This is a genomic window from Streptomyces sp. NPDC005820 (assembly GCF_040630255.1).
In the GTDB taxonomy this organism is placed as follows: domain Bacteria; phylum Actinomycetota; class Actinomycetes; order Streptomycetales; family Streptomycetaceae; genus Streptomyces.
On sequence record NZ_JBEXXE010000005.1, the window covers coordinates 212,173 to 235,969 of the forward strand.

General features: G+C 70.3%; 20 protein-coding genes and 1 riboswitch. Of the genes, 11 read left to right on the forward strand and 9 right to left on the reverse strand.

The features are described from left to right. Positions 1–25: 25 nt before the first annotated feature. Positions 26–1,432 carry a family 2B encapsulin nanocompartment shell protein gene (locus tag ABZ464_RS08400; protein WP_359272721.1) on the reverse strand — a complete coding sequence of 469 codons (1,407 nt, stop codon included), beginning with the start codon at positions 1,430–1,432 and terminating at the stop codon, positions 26–28. Positions 1,433–1,605: 173 nt separating this feature from the next. Here ABZ464_RS08400 and ABZ464_RS08405 point away from each other — a divergent pair, with 173 nt between their 5' ends. Further along, positions 1,606–2,490 carry a pyridoxal-phosphate dependent enzyme gene (locus ABZ464_RS08405; RefSeq protein WP_359272723.1) on the forward strand — a complete coding sequence of 295 codons (885 nt, stop codon included), beginning with the start codon at positions 1,606–1,608 and terminating at the stop codon, positions 2,488–2,490. 3 nt (positions 2,491–2,493) lie between these two features. On the opposite strand, the gene ABZ464_RS08410 is transcribed toward ABZ464_RS08405, so the two are convergent. After that, entirely contained in the window at positions 2,494–4,089 is a 1,596-nt protein-coding gene (locus ABZ464_RS08410) for a Na+/H+ antiporter (RefSeq protein WP_359272726.1), read from the reverse strand. A 59-nt stretch (positions 4,090–4,148) separates the two neighbouring features. Between ABZ464_RS08410 and ABZ464_RS08415 the strand changes: the two genes are divergently transcribed. From ABZ464_RS08415 to ABZ464_RS08425, 3 genes are all read left to right on the forward strand, one after another. Then, positions 4,149–4,409 (forward strand): UBP-type zinc finger domain-containing protein, encoded by a 261-nt coding sequence (locus tag ABZ464_RS08415; protein ID WP_359272729.1) that lies wholly within the window; start codon positions 4,149–4,151, stop codon positions 4,407–4,409. Positions 4,410–4,677: 268 nt separating this feature from the next. After that, positions 4,678–5,091: an anti-sigma regulatory factor gene (locus ABZ464_RS08420; protein WP_004925829.1), complete on the forward strand. Its 414-nt coding sequence runs from the start codon at positions 4,678–4,680 to the stop codon at positions 5,089–5,091. Then, entirely contained in the window at positions 5,088–6,227 is a 1,140-nt protein-coding gene (locus tag ABZ464_RS08425; protein WP_359272731.1) for a SigB/SigF/SigG family RNA polymerase sigma factor, read from the forward strand. Before ABZ464_RS08420 ends, ABZ464_RS08425 begins: the two co-directional genes overlap by 4 nt. Before the next feature lie 33 nt (positions 6,228–6,260). On the opposite strand, the gene ABZ464_RS08430 is transcribed toward ABZ464_RS08425, so the two are convergent. After that, positions 6,261–6,716, reverse strand: a complete 456-nt coding sequence (locus tag ABZ464_RS08430) for a hypothetical protein (RefSeq protein WP_359272733.1) — start codon at positions 6,714–6,716, stop codon at positions 6,261–6,263. A gap of 159 nt (positions 6,717–6,875) precedes the next feature. On the opposite strand from ABZ464_RS08430, the gene ABZ464_RS08435 reads away from it, so the two are divergent. Beyond that, on the forward strand, positions 6,876–7,844 hold the full coding sequence (locus tag ABZ464_RS08435) for a diacylglycerol kinase family protein (RefSeq protein ID WP_359272735.1): 969 nt from the start codon (positions 6,876–6,878) through the stop codon (positions 7,842–7,844). Between the two features lie 318 nt (positions 7,845–8,162). Beyond that, positions 8,163–8,420 carry a WhiB family transcriptional regulator gene (locus tag ABZ464_RS08440; RefSeq protein WP_010353616.1) on the forward strand — a complete coding sequence of 86 codons (258 nt, stop codon included), beginning with the start codon at positions 8,163–8,165 and terminating at the stop codon, positions 8,418–8,420. A 206-nt stretch (positions 8,421–8,626) separates the two neighbouring features. Here the strand turns inward: ABZ464_RS08440 and ABZ464_RS08445 are convergent, their stop codons facing one another. Next, a complete protein-coding gene (locus ABZ464_RS08445; RefSeq protein ID WP_359273012.1) occupies positions 8,627–10,093 on the reverse strand; it encodes a PAS domain-containing sensor histidine kinase in 1,467 nt (488 codons plus the stop codon). A 444-nt stretch (positions 10,094–10,537) separates the two neighbouring features. Between ABZ464_RS08445 and nagB the strand changes: the two genes are divergently transcribed. Then, positions 10,538–11,323, forward strand: coding sequence for a glucosamine-6-phosphate deaminase (gene nagB, locus ABZ464_RS08450; protein WP_359272738.1), 786 nt, complete (start codon positions 10,538–10,540; stop codon positions 11,321–11,323). 108 nt (positions 11,324–11,431) lie between these two features. On the opposite strand, the gene ABZ464_RS08455 is transcribed toward nagB, so the two are convergent. From ABZ464_RS08455 to ABZ464_RS08470, 4 genes are all read right to left on the reverse strand, one after another. Then, on the reverse strand, positions 11,432–12,922 hold the full coding sequence (locus ABZ464_RS08455) for a glycoside hydrolase family 3 protein (RefSeq protein ID WP_359272740.1): 1,491 nt from the start codon (positions 12,920–12,922) through the stop codon (positions 11,432–11,434). Positions 12,923–12,929: 7 nt separating this feature from the next. Continuing rightward, positions 12,930–13,769 (reverse strand): carbohydrate ABC transporter permease, encoded by an 840-nt coding sequence (locus ABZ464_RS08460; protein ID WP_359272743.1) that lies wholly within the window; start codon positions 13,767–13,769, stop codon positions 12,930–12,932. Beyond that, a complete protein-coding gene (locus tag ABZ464_RS08465) occupies positions 13,766–14,749 on the reverse strand; it encodes a sugar ABC transporter permease (protein ID WP_359272745.1) in 984 nt (327 codons plus the stop codon). Before ABZ464_RS08465 ends, ABZ464_RS08460 begins: the two co-directional genes overlap by 4 nt. A 102-nt stretch (positions 14,750–14,851) precedes the next feature. Beyond that, on the reverse strand, positions 14,852–16,132 hold the full coding sequence (locus ABZ464_RS08470) for an extracellular solute-binding protein (protein WP_359272748.1): 1,281 nt from the start codon (positions 16,130–16,132) through the stop codon (positions 14,852–14,854). A gap of 369 nt (positions 16,133–16,501) precedes the next feature. On the opposite strand from ABZ464_RS08470, the gene ABZ464_RS08475 reads away from it, so the two are divergent. The 3 genes from ABZ464_RS08475 to mctP all read left to right on the forward strand — a co-directional run bounded on the left by ABZ464_RS08475 (position 16,502) and on the right by mctP (position 19,271). Further along, entirely contained in the window at positions 16,502–17,266 is a 765-nt protein-coding gene (locus ABZ464_RS08475) for a GntR family transcriptional regulator (protein WP_359272750.1), read from the forward strand. 101 nt (positions 17,267–17,367) lie between these two features. Further along, on the forward strand, positions 17,368–17,646 hold the full coding sequence (locus ABZ464_RS08480; protein WP_359272753.1) for a DUF3311 domain-containing protein: 279 nt from the start codon (positions 17,368–17,370) through the stop codon (positions 17,644–17,646). After that, a complete protein-coding gene (gene mctP / locus ABZ464_RS08485; protein ID WP_359272755.1) occupies positions 17,643–19,271 on the forward strand; it encodes a monocarboxylate uptake permease MctP in 1,629 nt (542 codons plus the stop codon). Before ABZ464_RS08480 ends, mctP begins: the two co-directional genes overlap by 4 nt. 119 nt (positions 19,272–19,390) lie before the next feature. Here mctP and ABZ464_RS08490 read toward each other — a convergent pair whose 3' ends face one another. Then, positions 19,391–22,942, reverse strand: a complete 3,552-nt coding sequence (locus ABZ464_RS08490; RefSeq protein WP_359272757.1) for an ATP-binding protein — start codon at positions 22,940–22,942, stop codon at positions 19,391–19,393. A gap of 165 nt (positions 22,943–23,107) precedes the next feature. Here ABZ464_RS08490 and ABZ464_RS08495 point away from each other — a divergent pair, with 165 nt between their 5' ends. Continuing rightward, the gene (locus ABZ464_RS08495) at positions 23,108–23,614 is read left to right on the forward strand and encodes a GNAT family N-acetyltransferase (RefSeq protein ID WP_359272760.1); all 507 of its coding nucleotides are present in this window, start codon (positions 23,108–23,110) and stop codon (positions 23,612–23,614) included. Between the two features lie 45 nt (positions 23,615–23,659). Further along, positions 23,660–23,792: riboswitch (cobalamin riboswitch) on the forward strand. Positions 23,793–23,797 lie beyond the last annotated feature (5 nt).

Genomic DNA, 23,797 nt, shown 5'->3' on the forward strand with positions numbered 1-23,797 from the left:
GTCCCGTACGGCCTGGTGGCGAAGGTCACCGCCAGCGGCCGATCTCGACGTTCTCCAGAACGCCCAGTGCGTCCGGCACCAGCACCGCCGCCGAGTAGTAGGCCGTCACCAGGTAGTTGATGATGGACTGTTCGTTGATGCCCATGAACCGCACGGACAGGCTCGGCTCGATCTCGTCCGGGATCCCGGACTGGCGCAGACCGATGACGCCCTGGTCCTGCTCGCCCAGACGCATCGCGATGATCGAGCTGGTGCGGGCCTCGGTGACCGGGATCTTGTTGCACGGGTAGATCGGCACCCCGCGCCAGGTGGGGATCCGGTTGCCGCCCATGTCGATCGTCTCGGGCACCAGCCCGCGCTTGTTGAGCTCGCGGCCGATCGCGGAGATCGCGCGCGGGTGGGCGAGGAGCATCTTGGTGCCGCGGCGCCTGCTGAGCAGTTCGTCCAGGTCGTCCGGGCTCGGCACGCCGTCGTGCGGCTGGAGCCGCTGGTCGTACTCGCAGTTGTGGAGCAGGCCGAACTCCCGGTTGTTGACGAGCTCGTGCTCCTGACGCTCCTTGATCGCCTCGACCGTGAGCCGCAACTGCTGCTCGGTCTGGTTCATGGGCTGGTTGTAGAGGTCGGCCACGCGCGTGTGGATGCGCAGGACGGTCTGGGCGATGCTCAGCTCGTACTCGCGCGGGCGGGCGTCGTAGTCCACGAACGTGTGCGGGATGTCCGGCTCGCCGGCGTGGCCCGCGGCCAGGTCGACGGCCTTCTCGCCGTACTTGTTGGTGCGCTGCTCGGGAATGGCGCGCAGCTGGTGCAGGTGCGCACGCAGCGAGTCGGAGCGCTCCGCGACCTGCTCGACGTCCTGGCGGGCCAGGATCAGCACCGTGCAGGCGGTGTCGGCGCGGGCGGTGTACTCCCAGATGGCGTCGGCGTCGAGCAGCGCCTGGTCGCCGAAGTAGGCGCCGTCGGCGAGGACGCCGAGCACCTGGTCGTCGCCGTAGGGGCCGGTGCCGACCTTCTCGACGCGGCCGTGCGCCAGCAGATAGACCTCGTCGGACTGGTTGCCGAAGGAGGCGATGACCTCGCCGGGGCCGAACTCCCGCTGCCGGCAGCGCTGGGCGAGCTCCGCCAGCACCTCGTCGTCCGCGTAGTCGCGCAGCGCCGGCAGTTCGCCCAGCTCGGCCGGGATCACCTCGACACGGTCGCCGGTCTTGACGAACGTGATGCGGCCGTCCCCGACCGCGTACGTCAGCCGCCTGTTGACCCGGTACGTACCACCCTGTACGTCCACCCAGGGCAGGGTCCGCAGCAGCCAGCGGGAGCTGATCTCCTGCATCTGCGGTGCGGACTTGGTCGTGGTGGCCAGGTTCCGCGCGGCCGCGGTGCCGAGACTCTGCTGCGGCTTGCCCGAGTCCGTGCGGACCTCTTCGCCTACCGACATGGAGAAATGCCCTCCCGAATCACGCACGGGCGCCGAACTGCGCCGGTGCACTGGTACGCGGCCAAGCCTTCCATCACGGTGCGTGGTCGTGGTATTACACGAAAGAGCGGGAATGGATCATCGCGGAGCTGGGAAGAGGGACGTTTCGGCGAGCGGTGTTCGACAATGTGCGGATGACCGACCTGCGCCCGCGCCTGCCCTCCCCGCTCCAGGAGGCGGCCGACGACCGGTTCGCACGGCACGGGGTGCGGCTGCTGCTGAAGCGGGACGACCTGATCCATCCGGAGCTGATCGGCAACAAGTGGCGCAAACTCGTGCCCAATCTGTCGGCGGCGGCCGGGCGGACGGTGCTCACCTTCGGCGGCGCCTGGTCCAACCATCTGCGCGCCACCGCCGCGGCCGGCCGGCTCCTCGGGCTGCGCACGGTGGGCGTGGTGCGCGGTGACGAGCTGGCCGGCCGGCCGCTGAACCCCTCCCTCGCCCGGTGCGCCGCCGACGGCATGCGGCTGCACTTCGTGGACCGCGCGACCTATCGCCGCAAGGCCGATCCGCAGACCCTCGCGGCCCTGCTGCGGACGGCCCGCGCCGAGGACGCGTACGTCGTCCCGGAGGGCGGCGGCAACGCGGTGGCCGTGCGCGGCTGCCGGGCGCTCGGCGCGGAGCTGCGCGGCCGGGCCGACGTGGTCGCGATCGCCTGCGGCACCGGCGGCACCCTCGCGGGCCTGGCCGCCGGGCTGGACGCGGGGCAGCGGGCGCTGGGCATACCGGTCCTGAAGGGCGGCTTCCTGGGCGAGGACATACGGGCCCTGCAGACCGAGGCGTTCGGCGGCCCCACGGGCGACTGGCGGCTCGACGAGCGCTTCCACTTCGGCGGGTACGCCCGGGTCACGCCCGGACTGGAGGCCTTCGCGGAGGACTTCGAGCGCCGGCACCGCCTGCCGGTGGAACGTCTCTATGTCGCCAAGTTGCTCTACGGACTTGTCGCCCTTGCCGAAGAGGGCGCCTTTCCGGGCGGGACGACGGTGGCGGCGGTCGTCACCGGGCGCCCCTTCCCGTAGGGCTCAGCCCGCCTCCCGGTACGCCGCCGCCTCCTCCAGGTCCAGTCGGCGCAGCAGGATCCGGAGCATCTCGTCGTCGATGTAGCGACCGTCGCGCAGCCGGACGAACACCGCGCGCTCGGCGCTGATCATCTCGCCGGACAGCCTGCGGTAGGTGTCGTCGACGGTCTCGCCGGTGACCGGGTTGGTCTGGCCGAGGCGCTCCCAGACGGCGTTGCGGCGGCGCTCCAGGACGCTGCGCAGCCGGTCGGCGAGGGGCGGGGGCAGGGCGTTGCGTTCGTCGGACAGCAGGTCGTCCAGGCGCTTCTCGGCGGCCCGGGAGGCCTGGGCCTGGGCGTTGGCCTCGGCGAGCGTGGCGGCCTGTGCGTCGGGGCCGGGGAACTTCAGCATGCGGATCAGCGGGGGCAGGGTGAGGCCCTGCACGACCAGGGTGCCGATGACCGTGGTGAACGTCAGGAAGAGGATCAGGTTGCGGTGCGGGAAGGGTTCGCCGTGCTCGACGGTGAGCGGGATGGAGAAGGCGATGGCCAGCGAGACCACGCCCCGCATGCCGGCCCAGCCGATGACGAAGGGCCCCCGCCAGGTGGGGTTGTCCTCGCGCGCACGGATGCGTGCCGAGAGGGCCCGTGGCAGGAAGGTCGCCGGGTAGACCCACAGGAAGCGGGCCGCGACGACCACCAGGAAGAGGGCGACGGCGTACCAGGCGGCGTCCAGGCCCTCGTACGAACCGAGGCCCCTGAGGACCACCGGCAGCTGGAGGCCGATCAGCGCGAAGACCGCCGACTCCAGGACGAAGGCGACCATCTTCCACACGGCCTCCTCCTGGAGTCGGGTGGCGAAGTCGACCTCCCACGCGCGGTGGCCGAGATAGAGGGCGACGACGACCACGGCGAGGACGCCGGAGGCGTGGAACTGCTCGGCGGATGCGTAGGCGACGAACGGGATGAGCAGGGAGAGCGTGTTCTGGAGGAGGGGCTCCTTGAGGTGGGTGCGCAGCCAGTGCAGGGGGGCCATGAGGATCAGGCCCGCGGCGACCCCGCCGACCGCCGCGACCAGGAACTCCTCGATGCCGCCCGCCCAGGATGCGCCCTCGCCGACCACGACGGCGAGGGCCACCTTGTAGGCGGTGATGGCGGTGGCGTCGTTCAGCAGGGACTCGCCCTGGAGGATCGTGGTGATCCTGGACGGCAGGCCGACCCGGCGGGCCACCGCCGTGGCCGCGACGGCGTCCGGCGGCGCCACCACCGCGCCCAGCACCAGCGCGGCGGTGAGCGGCAGCCCGGGGACGAGCAGATAGGCGGCCCAGCCGACGGCGACCGTCGCGAACAGCACGTATCCGACCGAGAGCAGGGCCACCGGCCGCAGCTGGGCGCGCAGGTCGAGGTAGGAGCTGTCGGTGGCCGAGGTGTAGAGCAGCGGGGGCAGCAGCAGGGGGAGGACGACGTCCGGGTCCAGGGTGTAGTCCGGGACTCCGGGTACGTACGACACCACCAGGCCGGCCGCGACCAGCAGCAGCGGCGCCGGCACCGGGGTGCGCCGGGCCGCCGCCGCGATCGCCGCGCTGCCCGCCACCAGCAACAGCAGTGGCATCACGTCCATGTCTCGCCCGCCTCGTTTTTCCGCGCGGTCCTCCGCGCGACCGTCGTAATCTGGCAATCATGAAACAGTGCACGCACGCCGAAGCGCTGCCCGACCCGGAACCCGTCCCGCTCGGTGAGACGTGTCCGGAGTGTCTGCGGGACGGCACCCACCCGGTGCAGTTGCGGCTGTGCCTGACGTGCGGCCATGTCGGCTGCTGCGACTCCTCGCCCAGTCGGCACGCCTCGGGGCATCACCAGGAGACCGGGCATCCGGTGATGCGGACCTTCGAGCCCGGGGAGAGCTGGCGCTGGTGCTTCGTCGATCATGTCCTCGTTTGAGCGTCGGAGAGACGGTCCCGCCGTCCGGCGGGTACGGTTCGACCATCTGACGCCTGGGTACGTCAACCCGGCGCGCCCTCTTCCCTTTTGGGCCCGCAGACCCCTAGACACGGAGCGTGTTCACAGCTTTACTGTGAGTGACGCCAGGGGGTTGGGGTCCCGGGGACAGGACACTTGAGAGCGCGATAGCGTCACCGCTGCACCACACACGCGTTACCCGGGGGGCGACCCTCGGCCCCGAAAAGCTTGTACCACCTTGGAGGTGAGGGTGTCCCAGATCGCAGGCGAGCCCGCGACCCAGGACTTCGTGGAAGTCCGGCTGCCGGCTGCGGGTGCCTACCTGTCGGTGCTGCGCACGGCCACGGCCGGCCTCGCGGCCCGTTTGGACTTCACCCTGGACGAGATCGAGGACCTGCGCATCGCGGTGGACGAGGCGTGCGCGATCCTGCTCCAGCAGGCCGTGCCGGGCTCGGTGCTCAGTTGTGTGTTCCGGCTCGTCGACGACTCGCTCGAGGTCACCGTCTCGGCACCGACCACCGACGGCCACGCCCCCTCGCGGGACACCTTCGCCTGGACCGTGCTGTCCGCCCTCGCGGGGAAGGTCTCCTCCGCCGTCGACGAGGACAAAACCGTTTCGATCAGCCTCTACAAACAGCGCGGCGCGGGACCCGGGCCGGCGTGAGGAACGGGGACGGGCCGGTGCGGGACGAAGAGCGCGGCACACGGGAGCTGCCGGCCGAGAACGATTCAGTCTCTCCGGGCGGTTCCCGACGCATGACCGCTGACGGTATCGACGGCATTCCCGAGCAGGCCAGGCCGCATCCGGAGGACGACACCGGGCGCCGGGACCTGGATGCCGCGCAGGGCTCGCCCCGCAAGGGGCGGATCGGGGGCTCCCCCGGCCGGGCTGAGGACAGGGCTCGACAGAGGGCGACGGGCGGGACGATGAGCGAGCACGAGCGAGACGACGAACAGGGCGTGCCGGGCACCCAGCACGAACCCCGTGACCAGCACGAACCCCGGAACCAGCACGAACCCCGGAACCAGCACGAGCCGAGGAACCAGGCGGACCGCAGCGGGGCGCGGGCGATGTTCATCGAGCTGCGCGGACTGAAGGACGGCAGCCCGGAGTACGCGGAGCTGCGCAATAAGCTGGTTCGGATGCATCTGCCGCTCGTGGAGCATCTGGCCCGGCGCTTCCGCAACCGCGGCGAGCCGCTCGACGACCTCACGCAGGTCGCCACCATCGGCCTGATCAAGTCGGTCGACCGTTTCGACCCGGACCGCGGCGTGGAGTTCTCGACGTACGCGACCCCGACGGTCGTCGGCGAGATCAAGCGGCACTTCCGCGACAAGGGCTGGGCGGTGCGCGTCCCGCGCAGGCTCCAGGAGCTGCGGCTCGCGCTCACCACGGCGACGGCGGAGCTCTCGCAGCAGCACGGCCGCTCCCCCACGGTCCATGAGCTGGCCGAGAAGCTGGCCATCTCGGAGGAGGAGGTCCTGGAGGGCCTGGAGTCCGCGAACGCGTACTCCACGCTGTCGCTGGACGTCCCCGACACCGACGACGAGTCCCCGGCGGTCGCCGACACGCTCGGCGCGGAGGACGAGGCGCTGGAGGGCGTCGAGTACCGGGAGTCGCTCAAGCCGCTGCTGGAGGATCTCCCGCCCCGGGAGAAGCGGATCCTTCTCCTCCGCTTCTTCGGCAACATGACCCAGTCGCAGATCGCACAGGAGGTCGGCATCTCGCAGATGCACGTCTCCCGGCTGCTGGCGCGCACGCTGGCGCAGCTGCGGGAGAAGCTGCTGGTGGAGGAGTAGGGGCCAGGGGCCCCGCGGCCGCTGGCCCTGCGGCTACTGGTCCCGCGTCCCGCCGGGTCCCCGGATCCCGAGGGCCCGGGTCGTCTCCGCGTTGACGAGCAGGACCAGCGCCGCCACGGCGACGACCGCGAGGGCGATGCCCGCCGGGATGGCCATGCTGTCGGCCTGCAGCAGGTTGTAGGCCACCGGCAGCGCCATGATCTGGGTGATGACGGCGGGCCCCCGGCTCCAGCTGCGCCGGCCGAGCAGTCCGCGCGCGGCGAGCAGCGGCAGCAGCGCGAGCACCATCAGGGTCACGCCCCCGGTGACGGCCTGGCCCCGGTCGTCCGGGTCGCCGGTGATCCCGAGAACCAGGATCCACACCCCGCCGACGACGAGCGCCAGCCCTTCCAGAGCGGCCAGCGCGGCGGCGTACGTCAGCCGGCGAGGGCGCGGACCGGTGGCGTCCGGGGCGGTCTCGGGGGCGAGGGGGGTCTGCTCACTGCTCACCCCTGAAGGGTAGCCCCGGCCCGCCCGACGCCTCGGGTGCCCCGCCCGGCACCCGCCCCGCACCCGCCGGGAACCCGTGTCGAGACTCACGTCCGATGTCTTACCGGTTCCCTACCTCGGCCTGTGCCCGGGTACCACCCAGTAGGTACGCTGCACCCCATGCGTGCACTTCTTGTGGTCAATCCGGCGGCAACCACCACCAGTGCACGGACGCGTGACGTCCTCATCCACGCGCTCGCCAGCGAGATGAAGCTGGAGGCGGTCACCACCGAGTACCGCGGGCACGCACGCGACCTGGGCCGGCAGGCGGCGGAGAGCGGGAACACCGATCTGGTGGTGGCGCTCGGCGGCGACGGCACGGTCAACGAGGTGGTCAACGGCCTGCTGCACGCCGGCCCCGACCCGGAGCGGCTGCCCGGTCTCGCGGTGGTCCCCGGCGGTTCCACCAATGTCTTCGCCCGCGCCCTGGGCCTGCCCAACGATCCGGTGGAGGCGACCGGCGCACTGCTGGACGCCCTGCGCGAGCAGCGTGAGCGCACGGTCGGTCTGGGAATCGCCTCGGGCACGCCGGGCACGGAGGACGAGTCGGTGCCCTCGCGCTGGTTCACCTTCAACGCCGGGCTCGGTTTCGACGCGGGGGTCGTCGGCCGGGTCGAGCAGCAACGGGAGCGGGGCAGGAGGTCGACGCACGCCCTCTATCTGATGCAGGCCGTACGGCAGCTGCTGGGCGAGCCGGACCGCCGGCGCGGTTCGATCACCCTGGAAACGCCGGGTGTCGATCCGGTGACCGATTTGGTGCTGTCCATAGTCTGCAACACGGCTCCGTGGACCTATCTGGGCAATCGCCCGGTGTACGCGTCGCCTAAGGCCTCGTTCGATACCGGGCTCGACGTACTCGGTCTCAGCCGTCTGTCCACCGCCGCGGTTGCCCGGTATGGCACCCAGTTGCTCACTTCGTCCCCCGAGCGCGGCCCGCAGGGGAAGCATGCCCACTCCTTCCACGATCTGGACCGGTTCACCTTGCATTCGAAGGTGCCTCTCCCCCTCCAGATGGACGGCGACCACCTCGGACTGCGTACGAGCGTGACGTTCACAGGCGTACGCCGTGCACTGCGTGTGATTGTGTGAGCAGAAAGGGCTGAAGTCCTTTCACTCGAACGTTTAGGCCAGGATCCACCCCATGGAAGTACGGCTGTGATGTAGTCGACACCGAGGAATCAAAAAAAACTTTCCGGTAGGGGTTGTATCCGCCGCTGAGGTTTGCGAGTCTCTACGTGGCGATCGGGACGGCCCGCAACACCAGCCTCCACTGATCACCAGAACCCCTCTTCAACTCACAGGACCACGCCAGCGAACCTGGCGGGTTGGCCCTTCACTTGTTGAGGGATTCGTGAAAGCGTTCACATTCACAAGCAACCTGCACGTAATCAAGGAGAGGTAGCAGCCATGGACTGGCGTCACAACGCCGTTTGCCGCGAGGAAGACCCCGAGCTCTTCTTCCCCATCGGCAACACCGGTCCTGCGCTGCTGCAGATCGAGGAAGCCAAGGCCGTCTGCCGTCGCTGCCCCGTCATGGATCAGTGTCTGCAGTGGGCGCTCGAGTCCGGCCAGGACTCCGGCGTCTGGGGTGGTCTCAGCGAGGACGAGCGCCGTGCCATGAAGCGTCGCGCCGCCCGCAACCGGGCCCGTCAGGCCACCGCCTGACAACACCCGCCCCGCAAGCCTGAGCTTGGCGGCGCGTACAGCGAGTACGCTTCTCCCGCCCCCGAGCCGCAGCGCGCAGTACCCCCGATGCGCAGCTAATCGCTGGCAACGAGCATTCGAGCCCCGGACCCCTGAACGGTCCGGGGCTTCGTGCTGTGCCCAACTGCTCTTACCCGGGCCTTACTTATGGGCCTTGCCGCCGGGTTCTACTTCTGTGCCCGTACCGGGAGGTCCAGGATCACCTGGGTGCCGCGGTCCGGAGCCGGGACCATGTCGAACGTTCCGCCCAACTCGCCCTCCACCAGCGTGCGGACGATCTGCAGGCCGAGGTTGCCGGAGGTGTGCGGGTCGAACCCCTCGGGCAGGCCCACGCCGTCGTCCTGGACGGTGACCAGGAGGCGGGCCTCCTTCGTCGTGCCGCCGCGGACCGCCGAGACCTCGACCGTGCCGGTGTCACCCTCACGGAAGCCGTGCTCCAGGGCGTTCTGCAGGATCTCGGTGAGGACCATGGACAGCGGGGTGGCGACCTCCGCGTCCAGGATGCCGAAGCGTCCGGTGCGCCGGCCCATGACCTTGCCCGGCGAGATCTCCGCGACCATCGCCAGCACCCGGTCGGCGATCTCGTCGAACTCCACCCGCTCGTCCAGGTTCTGGGACAGCGTCTCATGCACGATCGCGATCGAGCCGACCCGGCGCACGGCCTCCTCCAGCGCCTCCCGGCCGCGCTCGGACTCGATCCGGCGGGCCTGCAGGCGCAACAGCGCGGCGACCGTCTGGAGGTTGTTCTTCACCCGGTGGTGGATCTCCCGGATGGTGGCGTCCTTGGTGATCAACTCGCGTTCGCGGCGACGGAGTTCGGTGACGTCCCGGAGCAGTACGAGCGAACCGATCCGGGTGCCCTTGGGCTTGAGCGGGATCGTGCGGAACTGGATGACCCCGTCCTTGGCCTCGATCTCGAACTCGCGGGGCGCCCAGCCGCTGGCCACCTTGGCCAGGGCCTCGTCCACCGGGCCCCGGGTGGGGGCCAGTTCGGCGGTGGTCTGTCCGAGGTGGTGGCCGAGGAGGTCGGAGGCGAGGCCCATGCGGTGGTAGGCGGAGAGCGCGTTCGGGGAGGCGTACTGGACGATGCCGTCGCCGTCGACCCGGATCAGGCCGTCGCCGACGCGCGGGGCGGCGTCCATGTCCATCTGCTGGCCCGCGAAGGGAAAGGAGCCGGCCGCGATCATCTGGGCGAGGTCGGAGGCGCTCTGGAGGTAGGTCAGCTCGAGGCGGCTCGGGGTGCGCACGGTGAGCAGGTTGGTGTTGCGGGCGATGACGCCGAGGACGCGTCCCTCGCGCCGTACGGGGATGGACTCGACCCGTACGGGGACCTCTTCACGCCACTCCGGGTCGCCCTCGCGCACGATCCGGCCCTCGTCCAGGGCGGCGTCGAGGAGGGGACGCCGGCCGCGCGGGACCAGGTGGCCGACCATGTCGTCCTGGTAGGAGGTGGGCCCGGTGTTGGGGCGCATCTGGGCCACGGAGACATAGCGGGTGCCGTCGCTGGTGGGCACCCACAGGACCAGGTCGGCGAAGGAGAGGTCGGAGAGCAGCTGCCACTCCGAGACCAGCAGGTGGAGCCACTCGAGGTCGGAGTCGTCGAGGGCGGTGTGCTGGCGTACGAGTTCGTTCATGGAGGGCACGTGTGCGAGCGTACCCGCGGGTCTGTCCCTGGCCTAAAAACGCCGGGTCCCGGAAACACCCGCGGGCCGCGGCGCCTGGGAGGGACCCTCAGCCCTCCCGGCACCGCAGCCCGGAGCAATATCGGCCGCGGGGTGTGCGGTCCCGTCGGCCGAAGGTGAGGAGCCGGGGCAGTCAGGGCAGAGAGCTCCGGACCCTCGGTCCGCCCTCCTGTGCGGGGAGGACGGAAGTCTTCTCGTGCTGTGCGCTCATGTGCTGTTCTCGCACGGTTCATTGTGGACTAGACCACTAGGTGTGTCCATGCCCCACCGTCCATAACGCAGCCTAGCCTGTGCGGGTTCCTCCACGGACTGAGATGCGGGGAGCAATTTCACCGGGCTCTGCTAAATTTGATTCCGGATTGGTCTAAACCACTCAGCTCAGAACGGCAGGTCAGCGTGGAAGTTGTCATCGTTCCGGACGCCAGGTCGGGCGGCGAGCTGATCGCCGAGGCCATGGCGGAGCTGCTGCGGCGCAAGCCGCACGCCCTGCTGGGCGTGGCCACCGGCTCCACCCCGCTGCCCGTCTACCAGGCGCTGGCGGCCAAGGTGCGGGCCGGGGAGACGGACACCTCGCGGGCACGGATCGCCCAGCTCGACGAGTACGTGGGGCTGCCCGCCGACCACCCCGAGTCCTACCGCTCGGTGCTGCGGCGCGAGGTGCTGGAGCCGCTCGGCATCGGCATGGAGGCGTTCCTCGGGCCCGACGGCACGGCCGAGGACATACGGGCGGCCTCCCAGGCGTACGATGCGGCGCTCGCCGCGGCCGGCGGGGTGGACCTCCAGCTGCTGGGGATCGGGACCGACGGACACATAGGGTTCAACGAGCCGTGTTCCTCGCTGGCCTCGCGGACCCGGATCAAGACGCTCACCGAGCAGACCCGGGTGGACAACGCGCGGTTCTTCGGCGGGGACATCGAGCAGGTGCCGCATCATGTGATCACCCAGGGGATCGGGACGATCCTCGAGGCGCGGCATCTGGTGCTGCTCGCGACCGGGGAGAACAAGGCGGATGCGGTGGCGGCGACGGTGGAGGGGCCGCTTGCCGCGGTGTGTCCTGCCTCGGCGCTTCAGTTGCATCCGCATGCGACGGTTGTGGTGGACGAGGGGGCCGCGTCCAAGCTGAAGCTTGCGGATTACTTCCGGCACACGTTTGTCAACAAGCCGGAGTGGCAGGGCATTTGAAAGAGCGGGACCCGGCAGAGCGGATTCGTCTGCCGGGTCCCGTTGTCTTCGGGCTGCGGGTGGTAGGGGGCTGGTCGCGCAGTTCCCCGCGCCCCTGAGGGGGCGGGGCTACGCCCCCGCCATCGCCTCTGCCGCCGCTCTGCCGCACACTCGTGCCGCGCCGTGGGTTGCTATGTGCAGGAGGCCCCGGGGTGGGGACTGGGGGACGCCCATCTCCACCACGATCGTGTCGGGGCGGGACCGCAGGAGTATGTCCAGGGCCTGCGCCATCCAGGGGTGGCGGTGTTCGTCGCGGACCACGGCCACGATGTGGCGGTCCCCCGCCGCGGCAAGCGCCGCCTGTGCGGCCTGTTCGCCGTCGTCGCCCCGGAAGGTTCCCGTGGTCGTTCCGGGGAGCAGGCGGGTCAGTTCCGTCGCCACGCCCCACGGGGTCTCGTCGCCCACGGCGATGTTGGCCACCGGGGTGAAGGCCGCGACGAACGGGGGGTCGGTGAGGGGGTGGAAGGTGTCCCCGCCGGTGAGCCGCAGGGCGCGGCGGGCGGCCAGGAGGCCGACGTCCGGTTCGGTCCCGGCGGTGCTCGTGGGCGCCGCACCCGTCCAGCGGGCCAGGGACCGCACCCGTTCCGCCGCGTCCGCCAGGCGTTCCTCCGGGAGTTCCCCGGTGCGTACGGCGGTGATCAGGGCGTCGCGCAGACGGCGTACCGTCGCGTCGTCCTGGAGGCCGCCGCCCACGCAGATCGCGTCGGCGCCGGCGGCGATCGCGAGGACGCTGCCGCGTTCGATGCCGTAGGTCGCGGCCACCGCCTGCATCTCCATGCCGTCGGTGACGATCAGGCCGTCGTAGCCGAGTTCGCGGCGGAGCAGGTCCGTGAGGACGGGGCGGGACAACGTTGCCGGGCGGACCGGGTCCAGGGCGGGGACCAGGATGTGGGCGCTCATGATCGCCTTCGTGCCGGCGCCGATGGCCGCGAGGAAGGGGATCAGTTCGCGTTCGGCCAGGGCCTCGGCCGCGATGTCGATGCGCGGGAGCGCGTGGTGGGAGTCGACGGCCGTGTCGCCGTGGCCCGGGAAGTGCTTGGTGCAGGCCGCCACGCCCGCCGACTGCAGGCCGGTGACGTAGGCGGCGGTGTGCCGGGCGACCAGGGCGGGGTCGGCGCCGAAGGAGCGGACCCCGATGACCGGGTTCGCCGGGTTGGAGTTGACGTCGGCGGACGGGGCCCAGTTGAGGTTGACCCCGCACTCCGCGAGCCGGCGGCCCAGTTCGTGGGCCACCCCGTGGGTCAGATCGACGTCGTCCACCGCGCCCAGCGCGTAGTTGCCGGGGAAGGAGGAGCCGGTGCGCACCTCCAGGCGGGTGACGTCCCCGCCCTCCTCGTCGACGGCGACCAGGACGTCGTCGCGTTCCGCGCGCAACTGGGCGGTGAGGGCCGCGAGTTGTTCCGAGGAGGCGATGTTGCGGCCGAACAGGCCGACCGAGGCCAGGCCCTCGCCGAGGCGGCGCAGCAGCCAGTCGGGGGCGGTGGTGCCGGGGAAGCCCGGCTGGAGGACGGTGAGCGCGTCACGGGTGAGCGTGTCCGTGCCGTGGGTGATGGTGGTCATCGGGGCGTCATCCCTTCACGGCGCCCGCGGTCAGGCCCGCGGCCATCTTGCGCTGGACGAGGAGGAAGAGGGCGACGATGGGGACGGCCATCAGGGTGGCGCCGGCCATCATCGGGGCGTACTCGGTGCCGTGCTTGGTGGTGAAGTTGCCGAGCCAGACGGTCGCGGTCTGGTTCTTCTGGCTGAGCAGCATCAGGGCGTACAGGTACTCGTTCCAGGCCTGGATGAAGCCGTAGACCGAGGTGGCGACCATGCCGGGGGCGAGGAGGGGGAAGACCACGCGGACGAAGGCGCCGGTGCGGGAGCAGCCGTCGACCATCGCGGCCTCCTCCAGCTCCCTGGGGATGTTGACGATGAAGCCGCGCAGGGTCCACACCGTGAACGGGAGGATGAAGGTCAGATACGTCATGATCAGACCGGACAGCTTGTCGTACTGATCGAGGTCGTTCAGGAGCAGGAAGACCGGGATGATCATGGCGACCAGCGGGACCATCTGGACCGCGAGGATGCCGACGATCACGATCTTGCGGCCGCGGAAGGCGAACCGGGAGATGGCCAGCGCGGCCAGCATGCCCACGACGATGCCGATCGCGACGACCGCGAGGGAGACGATCAGGCTGCGCCCGACCGGGCCCCAGAAGTCGGCGATGTTCAGCGCGCGGCTGAAGTTGGCGAGGGTGAAGCCGGTCGGCAGCAGGCTCGGGTCCGGGTCGATCGCGTCCTTCGCGGGCTTGATCGCCGTGTTGAGCATCCAGTAGACGGGGAAGCCGGCGGCGGCGAAGACGAGGAGGCCGAGGAGGTTCCAGCCGAATCGCCCCCGTACGGTCGTGGCACTCGTGCTGCTCATTCGACCTCTCCGATCTTCAGCATCTGGCGCATGTAGACGGCGACCACCCCGAGCAGGAGCAGCACGGTGATCAGGGCGATCGCCGAGCCCTGGCCGTAGTCGTTGACGACGAAGGCGCGGTCGTAGGAGTACGTCGTCAGGAGCTGGAACTCGGGCTCCGGGTGTCCGTTGCGCATGACGAAGACCTGCGGGAAGACGCCCATGTCCCAGATGACCGACAGGGTCGTGAGCATCACGATGATCGGCTTGAGGATGGGCAGGGTGACGTACCGGAAGACGCCCCAGGAGCCGGCGCCGTCGAGGCGGGCGGCCTCCTCCAGTTCGGCGGGCACCTGGGTGAGGCCGGCGCTGAGGGTGATGACCACGAAGGGGACCGCGCCCCAGATCACCAGCAGCATGATGACGGCGAGGCCCTGCGGTCCGCTGGCGAACCAGTTGTGGCCGATCAGGTCGACGCCGGGGAGCTTGCTGAGGACCGCGTTGAGGATGCCGTAGTCGGAGTCGAACAGCCACTTGAAGACGGTGGTGGCGACGATGACGGGCATGCCCCAGCTGGCCACGAGCGCGATGTTGACCAGGGTCTTCACCCAGCCGGAGACCCGCTGGAGCAGCAGGGCGATCAGCATGCCGAGGACCATCGTGAGGATCACACAGCCCGCGGCGAAGACGATCGTGCGGACGACGACCTGCCAGAACTCGCCGTCGTCCAGGACGCCGGTGAAGTTGTCGAGGCCGACGTTCTCGGCGGGCTGGAAGCCCCAGAGCTGGGACTGGCCGAACTTCTGGAAGGAGAGGGTGACCAAGCGGACCAGCGGATAGCCCATCACCAGCAGGAGGACGAGCAGACAGGGCGCGAGCAGCAGCCAAGGGGTGCCGGCGGAGGTGCGCTTCGGCCGTGGTCTGCCCGGTGGGGCGGGCGGTGGGGGTGACGGCCGCGTCGGCGGCACCTTGGCAGGGGTGGTCGTGTCTGCGGCACTCATCCGCGCGCTCCTCAGCGGTCCCTCGGGTCGTACGAAGGCGAAGCCCCGTACGGGTCGTACGGGAGGCGGCGCCCGGCTCGTGAGCTGGGCGCCGCCCTCAGGTCACGAGTTGTTGATGACCTTGTCGATCGCGGCGTCCGCTTCCTTCGCGGCGTCCTCGACGCTCTTCTTGCCGGTGCCGATGGACTGCAGCATGTTCTGCAGGACCTGGGCCTTCTCGACCTGGCCCCAGCCGGGGGCCATCGGGACGAACCAGTTGGACTCGGCCGCGGTGGCCGGGACGGCCGTCGCCGGGTCGTTCTTGAGGGTGGCGAGGTCGGTCTTGTTGTTGGGCAGGTTGCCCTTGGCCATCAGGCCCTTCTGGCCGGAGGGACCGGTGAAGGCGTTGATCCACTCGGCGGCGAGTGCCTGGGCGTCGGACTTGACCGGGACGGCGAGGTCGGAGCCGCCGAGGAAGACCGGGAGGTTCTTGCCGGACGGGCCGGGCATCACGAAGTTCTCGACGTTGCCGGCGAGCTTGCCGGTCTTGTCGTTCTCCTTGGCCGCGGCGGTCGCGCCCTCCCAGGCGGGGGCGAAGATCATGCCGGACTTGCCCTGGCCGTAGACGATGTACCGGTCGGACTCGTCCTTGGTCTTGTCGCCGTGCATGTACTTGTCGACGACGTCCTTGAACTCGTTGAGGCCCTTGACGGACTCCGGCGAGGACAGGTTGGCCTTCCACTTGCCGCCCGACTCCACGGCGATGGAGCCGCCGGCGTCGTAGACGAAGGACATGGCCGCGTACCAGTCGCGGGTGGGCTGGTACCAGGCGGAGAACTTGTCGCCCTCCTTCTTCTGGACCTTGTCGAGGGCGGCGGTCAGCTCGGCGTAGGTCTTCGGGGCGGACTTCACGCCCACCGAGGCGAAGAGGTCCTTGCGCCAGTTGGCGACGCGGCCGCCGGCGTAGTACGGGACGCCGTAGGTCTTGCCGTTGTAGGTGACGGAGGCCTTGAGGCCGTCGAGCCAGGCGGAGGAGTTGTCGAACTGGGCGGCGTCGAGGGGGGCGAAGGCGCCCTTGACCATGTAGCCGAGCATCTCGGTGTTGCCCATCTCGACCACGTCGGGGGCCTTGTCGGTGGCGAGGACCGCGTCGAGCTTGGCGTTCTTGTCGGGCCAGCCGTAGTACTCGTGGTTGATCTTGACGCCCGGGTGCTTCTTCAGCACCGCCGCGTCGGCCGCCTTGACCAGGGCGGGCCAGTTGTTCTGGGCGTCGACGGTCAGCCAGACCGTCAGTTCCTTGGCGTCGGAACCCTTCGAGTCCCCGCTGTCCTTGTCGCCGCCGCACGCCGCGATGGAGACCATCATGCCCGCGATACCGATCGCGGCTATCAGCTTGCGCTTCACGCCACCCTCCTCAGGGATGCCCACACCCCCCGCCCACATGCCGGGACCTGGACCAATGGTGTAGACCAGTGCGGTGAGCTTGGCGCAGACCATTTCGCCTGTCAAGGGTGGCCGAAACTGCTTTGACCAGCCGTTATGGGTTCTAGATATGCAGGAACCTTTAAGTAAGAAGCCGTCGAAAACATCGACGCCGGAGGGCCGCGGTCCGGTAGACCACTTGCCGTTCTGGACTAGACCAGAGAAGGGTGCGACGGTATACAGAGGGGATCACGGAACGGCGGGGCGATCCACGCCGCCACCGTGCCACGATGTGAAGCCGCGGCCGACGGTGTGTCGGCCCTTCGGCTCCGGGAGCCGGGAAGGCAGGCCATGACCACCGACGTCAGCAGTGCGGAGAACGAGGGTGGGGCGACCGTCCGTACCGCGCGCGTGCCCAAGTACTACCGCCTGAAGAAGCACCTGCTCGACATGACGGAGACCCAGGCGCCGGGCACCCCCGTCCCGCCCGAGCGGACCCTGGCGGCCGAGTTCGACACCTCGCGCACCACCGTCCGCCAGGCCCTGCAGGAGCTGGTCGTCGAGGGGCGCCTGGAGCGCATCCAGGGCAAGGGCACGTTCGTCGCCAAGCCGAAGGTCTCCCAGGCGCTGCAACTCACCTCCTACACCGAGGACATGCGCGCCCAGGGCCTCGAACCCACCTCGCAGCTGCTGGACGTCGGCTACGTCACCGCCGACGACACCCTCGCCGGGCTGCTGGACATCACCGCAGGCAGCCGGGTGCTGCGCGTCGAGCGGCTGCGCATGGCCAACGGTGAGCCGATGGCCATCGAGACCAGCCATCTGAGCGCCAAGCGCTTCCCGGCCCTGCGCCGCTCGCTGGTCAAGTACACCTCCCTGTACACCGCGCTGGCCGAGGTCTACGACGTCCATCTCGCCGAGGCCGAGGAGACCATCGAGACCTCCCTGGCCACCCCGCGCGAGGCCGGCCTGCTCGGCACCGACGTCGGGCTGCCGATGCTGATGCTGTCCCGGCACTCGCTGGACAAGGAGGGGCAGCCGGTGGAGTGGGTACGGTCGGTGTACCGGGGGGACCGCTACAAGTTCGTGGCGCGCCTGAAGCGGCCCGCCGAGTAGAGAGTCTGTGGAGGGTCTTCCACTGGGCTTATCCGTCACTTACATTGCCTGCGCATTACATCTGTGATCAAGGCGATCAGTGAGGGGACGGAGAGCCGCTGATGTCAGACACCCCGCAAGTGACCGGAGGGCCGGTGGTGACGCCCGTACGCGTCGTCATCGCCCTCTGTCTGTTGGCGCCGTTCGTGGCGATGCTCTGGGTGGGTTCCTACGCGAAGGTGGATCCGAGGTTCATCGGGATCCCCTTCTTCTACTGGTACCAGATGCTGTGGGTGCTGATCTCGACCGCGCTCACGATGGTCGCGTACCAGCTGTGGCAGCGTGACCAGCGCGCCCGCGGCGCCCGCGGCGAGGCACAGGACGGGGGTGCGGAGAAGTGAAGGACGGCGTGAACGGCGTGGCCCTCGCCGTCTTCATCCTCTTCTTCCTGGCCGTCACGGTCATGGGCTTCCTGGCCGCCCGCTGGCGCCGGGCCGAGAACGAGCACAGCCTCGACGAATGGGGCCTGGGCGGCCGGTCGTTCGGCACCTGGATCACCTGGTTCCTGCTCGGCGGCGACCTGTACACGGCGTACACCTTCGTCGCCGTCCCGGCGGCGATCTACGCGGCGGGTGCGGCCGGCTTCTTCGCCGTCCCCTACACGATCCTGGTCTACCCCCTGATCTTCACGTTCCTGCCGCGCCTGTGGTCGGTCTCCCACAAGCACGGATACGTGACGACCTCGGACTTCGTGCGCGGCCGGTGGGGCTCCAAGGGCCTCTCGCTCGCGGTGGCGCTGACCGGCATCCTGGCGACGATGCCGTACATCGCGCTCCAGCTCGTCGGCATCCAGGCGGTGCTCGACGTGATGGGCGTCGGCGGCGGCGAGAACACCAACTGGTTCGTGAAGGACCTGCCCCTGCTGATCGCCTTCGGCGTGCTCGCGGCGTACACCTACTCCTCGGGTCTGCGCGCCCCCGCGCTGATCGCGTTCGTGAAGGACACGCTGATCTACATCGTCATCACGGTGGCGATCATCTACATCCCGATCAAGCTGGGCGGCTTCGACGACATCTTCGCCAAGGCCGGCGAGGCGTTCAGCCAGACCAACCCGGCGACGGGCAAGCCGCGCGGCGCCCTGGCCCCGGCGGAACCGGGCCAGTGGACCTACGCCACGCTCGCCCTCGGCTCCGCCCTCGCCCTCTTCATGTACCCGCACTCGATCACCGCGACCCTGTCCTCCAAGAGCCGTGACGTGATCCGCCGCAACACCACGATCCTGCCGCTGTACTCCCTGATGCTCGGTCTGCTGGCCCTGCTGGGCTTCATGGCGATCGCGGCCGGCGTCAAGGTCACCAACGGCCAGCTCGCGATCCCGCAGCTGTTCGAGGACATGTTCCCGGCGTGGTTCGCGGGGGTGGCGTTCGCGGCGATCGGCATCGGCGCGCTCGTCCCGGCGGCCATCATGTCGATCGCGGCCGCGAACCTGTTCACCCGCAACATCTACAAGGACTTCATCAACCCGGACGCGACACCCGCCCAGGAGACCAAGGTCTCCAAGCTGGTCTCGCTCCTGGTGAAGGTCGGCGCCCTGGTCTTCGTCCTCACCATGGACAAGACGGTCGCCATCAACTTCCAGCTGCTGGGCGGCATCTGGATCCTGCAGACCTTCCCGGCCCTGGTCGGCGGCCTGTTCACCCGCTGGTTCCACCGCTGGGCCCTGCTCACCGGCTGGGCGGTCGGCATGCTCTACGGCACGGTCGCCGCGTACGGGGTCGCCTCCCCCACCCAGAAGCACTTCGGCGGCTCGGCCAAGGAGATCCCCGGCATCGGCGAGATCGGCTACATCGGCCTCACGGCGTTCGTCCTGAACGTGGTGGTGACGGTGGTCCTGACGCTCGTCCTGAAGGCCGCGAAGGCCCCCGAGGGCATCGACGAGACCAGGCCGGAGGACTACACGGCGGACGCGGGCGACCCGGGAGTGCAGGTGGAACTGCCGCCGGCGACTGCGGGTTCCGCTCACTGAAACCACCCAAGGGGCGCGGGGCCGTCTCACTGTGCGGCTCCGCCGCGCGGGCGCGACCAGCCCCCCACCACCCGCAGCGGGCCACCGAGAAATTCCACCCTCGGCGGCCCGCTGTCGGCCTACTCCCGGGTCCGCCGAGCCATCGCAGCCCAGAACCGATCCAGCTCCCGCACCCGCATCCCCACCCAGTGCGGCGTCTTCCGGCGCAGCCCCCGCGGCAGCCAGCGCCGCACCCGCCCCGGCAGCAGCGCCTGCTGCTGCCGGCAGAACGGCTCACGGATCTCGCCGCGGGGCAGCCAGCCGCGCGGCGGGTAGGGGCAGAGCTGGAACGTGCAGTCGGGCAGACAGGTCGTCCCCGGTTCCGGCGGGGCGGACGTCCCGATCCGCAGCCCGGGCCGCAGCGGCTCCCGGTTCGTACGGATGCACGGCGGCAGCGGCACACCGGGCTGCTCCGCCCGGGCCAGGCGTTCCTCGACCTCGTCCGGGTGCCCGTCGCGGTCGATGAGGTTCAGCATGACGAGGACGTCGGCGACGAGCCGCTGGGCGCGTGGGTCGAGAGTGCTCCAGCCGACCGACGGCGGAATCCACAGGCTGTGTCTGCGGTGGCCCCCGCAGGTGTCGGTGCGGGCCCCGATGTTGTCGGCGACGCCCTTCTCGTCGATCCACAGGAACCGCTCGGGCTGCCCGGTCTCCAGGGCCAGGGCCACCAGGTCGCCGGCTTCGGCGACGAACGGATGCAGACACCGCCGGGGCGTCGCGCCGGACGCGTCGGTGCGGCCCGGCGCCGCGTTCACCGTCCCGGCCATCGACAGCCAGCGCTGCACGGTCTGTACGGCGGTGGCGCCGCCCCGGCCGTCGGCGCCGTCCTCCAGCTCCCACAGGCACAGTGCGTGCAGCAGGCTGAGCTGCGCGTACCAGCACCGGGACTGCTGCAGTACGGTCTCCGCCTGCCGGATCAGATCGGCGCGCCCTCCGGGGCAGGTCTCCGGATACCGGTGCCGCCTGTTGGCCGCGTACTTGAAGCCCTGGGCCAGTGCGGCCTCCAGGGCGAGCGGCAGATCGGGGGCGCCGCCGGTGAAGTTCGGGTCGAGGTGACGCAGCCACTTGGCGAGGCGTTCACGCCCCTCGTCCCGGTGCGCCTCGTCGACGGAGCCGAGGAGCATCGGGACCGTCCAGGCCCGCATCACGAACTCCCGGAAGAGGGCGACCCGTTGCTCGCGGTAACGCCGGTTCAGCTCCTTCCGCTCCCGCTGCAGCCGACGGACGCGCTCGGTCGATCCGGCGCCCGAGCGCGAGGGGGCCGACCTCGCCCGCCCCATGTCCGCGGCCCAGGTCTCGTACTCCCGCCGCTTCCGGGCCTTCAGCTTCTCGAGCCGGTCCGCGTACTCCCGCACGGGGTCGCTGTTCAGACCGACCCGCTCGCGGATCACGGCGAACGCGGCGTTCCCGCCGGCGCCGACCTCCTGGGCGACGGCCAGGCGGATCGAGTAGGAGGGCTCCTCGACACCGAGCCGGAAGAGCTCCCAGTACAGCGGGGTGGTGTCAACCCGGTCGGACACCTTGCGCAGCGCGGCGCCGAATTGCTTGAGCACCCTGCGCTTGGCGTCCCTCAGGGTGCGCCGGTCCCCCTTGATGGCGGGCCAGCGCTCGCGCACCGCGGCCGCGATGGCGCCCAGCCGTCGGGGATCGGCCTCGGCGCTCTCGATCTCCAGGGCCGCGGCGTACAGGTCGAGGGCCTTCGGATCGTCCGTGCGTCGGCTCGCGGCGTCGCACAGCCGTTGGGCCGGCGGACGGCCCCCGACGGGCGACTGCCGGACCCGCTCGGCGATGCCCCTGCGCACGCCGGCCCGGATCCCGCTGCCCGGGGCCGGCGGCCCCGCCTCCCGCACACGGGACAGCAGCACCAGGGCGATGAGCAGTTCCCGGCTGGGGCCGGGCGGCTGCAGCGCCTCTTCGACCAGTTCACCGGCGCCCCGCTCGCCCAGCTGTTCCAGCAGGCGGTGGCCGAGGTAGGCCTGGAGGATGCTGTGCGGGAAGCGGACCTTGCGTTCGGAGCCCTCCACCAGCTTGAGCCTGCCCGCCTGGGCCGCGAGACGGGCGAGACCGGCGTGGCACTGGTCCATGGTGCCCTCGCGCAGCCGTCGGCGTTCCTCCTCGCCGAGCCGCTCGCACAGCGCGTCCCAGATGCGCTGCCGGTGCCAGTCGGAGAGGACGTTGCCGTGCTTGCCGTAGTGGTCGAACCCCCGGCCGACCCACAGGTGTTCCGCGCGGGCCCGGGCGCGTCGGGCCGGACGGGGGTGGAGGACCTCCGGGTCGAGGAGTTCCGCGAAGCCGACCTCCAGTTCGTCCTGGAGCAGTCCGACACAGGCCAGGGCCGAGACCACCTCGAGGGTGTCGCGGCGCTCCTGCGGGGCCAGCGCGACGTCCTCGCGCAGCTTCCCCTCGCACAGCGCCTCGGCCCAGCTCTCCAGCAGCCACAGCCGCAGGCCGGCCCGGTCGCCGCCGCGGGTGTTCAGATGGTGGGGGGCGCGGTCCTGGCCGTCGGGGTCCAGCGCTCCCCGCCGGTGGAGTTCGCGGGCGATCTGGAGGTAGATCGGTGACTCGGTCACCTCCGCCGTCTCCACGATCCGGTCCAGCAGGCGCTCGTCGGTCTCGGGCACGCCCGCCTCGACGAAGCGCACGGCCGCCTCCTCGCCGAGCGGCTCCAGTTCGACGATCGCTGCGGAGGTGTTCTCCAGCGGGCTGTGCGGCCGGGAGGCGATGACCAGGGGCAGCTTCTCCTCGTGGGCGCGTTCGATGGCCCGGCGGATGACGTTGTCCCGGCTCTGCTGACGGCCGTCGTCGAGAAGGGCCTCCTCCAGACCGTCGGCGAGGACGACCGGCTTGTCGTCGGCGAGGAGCTGCTGCCAGACCCGGTCGGTCTTGGTCCGCGCCAGGATGCCCTTGGGCGCCTCGTCGGAGAACCGCCGCCTGGCCAGGCGTTCGAAGTTCAGATCGGCTCCGTCGGCCGCGTCCCGCAGCCGGATCGGCACCGGTACGGCGTTCTGGTGGGCCAGGAGTTCGGTGAGCCGTACGAGGACGGCGGTCTTGCCGGCGCCGACGCCGCCGACCAGCAGATAGGGCCGTCGGGTGTCGCGCTCCCGCAGCCGCTCGGCGATGACCTGGGCGATCTCGTCCCGGCCCACGATCTCGGAGGTGTCGGGGCCGGCGGTGGGCACCAGTTTGCGGGGGTCGCGCAGCGCCTTGGCGAGATAACGCCGTTTGGTCCAGCGGTACCACCAGAACAGGAAGAGCGCGGCGGCGATGGAGGCGGCGAGGATCGGACCGACGAACTTGAAGACGGTCTCGAAGCCCGCGTTGTGCTGCCGCCAGTTCTCGAAGGAGTTCGTCTGGTGGGTGATGAGGATGACCAGGCCCTCGACGATCCAGGCGAGCATGGTCAGCGCGGCGACCAGCCAGATCGCTCTGGTGATGTTGGCGTAGGAGACCCATCGGTGCCACTTCTTGGGGCGGGTGGCGCCGCGCCGGGCCTCCAGACGGATCGTCAGGGTGTGCCAGCGGCCCACGAGGCCGTGTCCGACCCGGTTGCCCGCACGTCGCAGGTCCAGTGTCGCCATCGGCGCGTCACGCGGTCGCTCCTTGCCGGGCGGGTGCCGGACGACCCTCGTCATGGTGCCTTCTCCTTGCGCGTTCCTGTCGTGTTCTCGGAACGAGAGGACCCGCGGGACACCGGCACCTCCTTCCATGGAATCACTCCCGCCCCACCCCGCAACCCGGGCGTCCCCGCCGGGAAAACGGGAGGTTTCCGGAGGTGGCGGTCCGGCAGACTCGGGGCCATGGACATCGTGATACGGCGGGCGGAGCCCGGTGAGTACGAGGCGCTGGGTGAGATCACCGCGCGGGCCTACCTCCAGGACGGCCTCCTCGACTACGGCGAGGGGGACGCGTATCTGCCGGTGCTGAAGGACGTCGCCGCGCGGGCCGCCGCCGCGGAGGTGCTCGTGGCCGTGGAGGGGGAACGGCTCCTCGGTGGGGTCACCTTCGTCGCCGGGCCGGGCCCCGTCGCCGACATCGCGCGGCCCGGCGAGGCCGAGATCCGCGCGCTCGCCGTCGCGCACGAGGCGCGGGGCCGGGGTGCCGGGGAGGCCCTCGTGCGGGCCTGTCTCGACCGGGCGCGGGCCACGGAGGGTTGCACGGCCGTCGTCCTGTCGAGCCAGCGCAGCATGCACACCGCGCACCGGATCTACGAACGGCTCGGTTTCGTCCGTACACCCGAGCGGGACTGGAATCCCGTGCCGCACCTGGACGACGTCACTCTCCTCACCTACGAGTTGACACTCTGACACCACCCCGACACAACATCTGGGGGTGGCGTGACAGGTGAGCACAAGATGTATGCTCATGCTCGTTGTCGCCGCAGGGGAATCCGGTGCGAATCCGGAACTGTCCCGCAACGGTGTACTTGTGCATGTCTGTGCACGAGCGTCAGTCCGAGGACCTGCCGACAGCGCGCCCGGCCGTCCCGG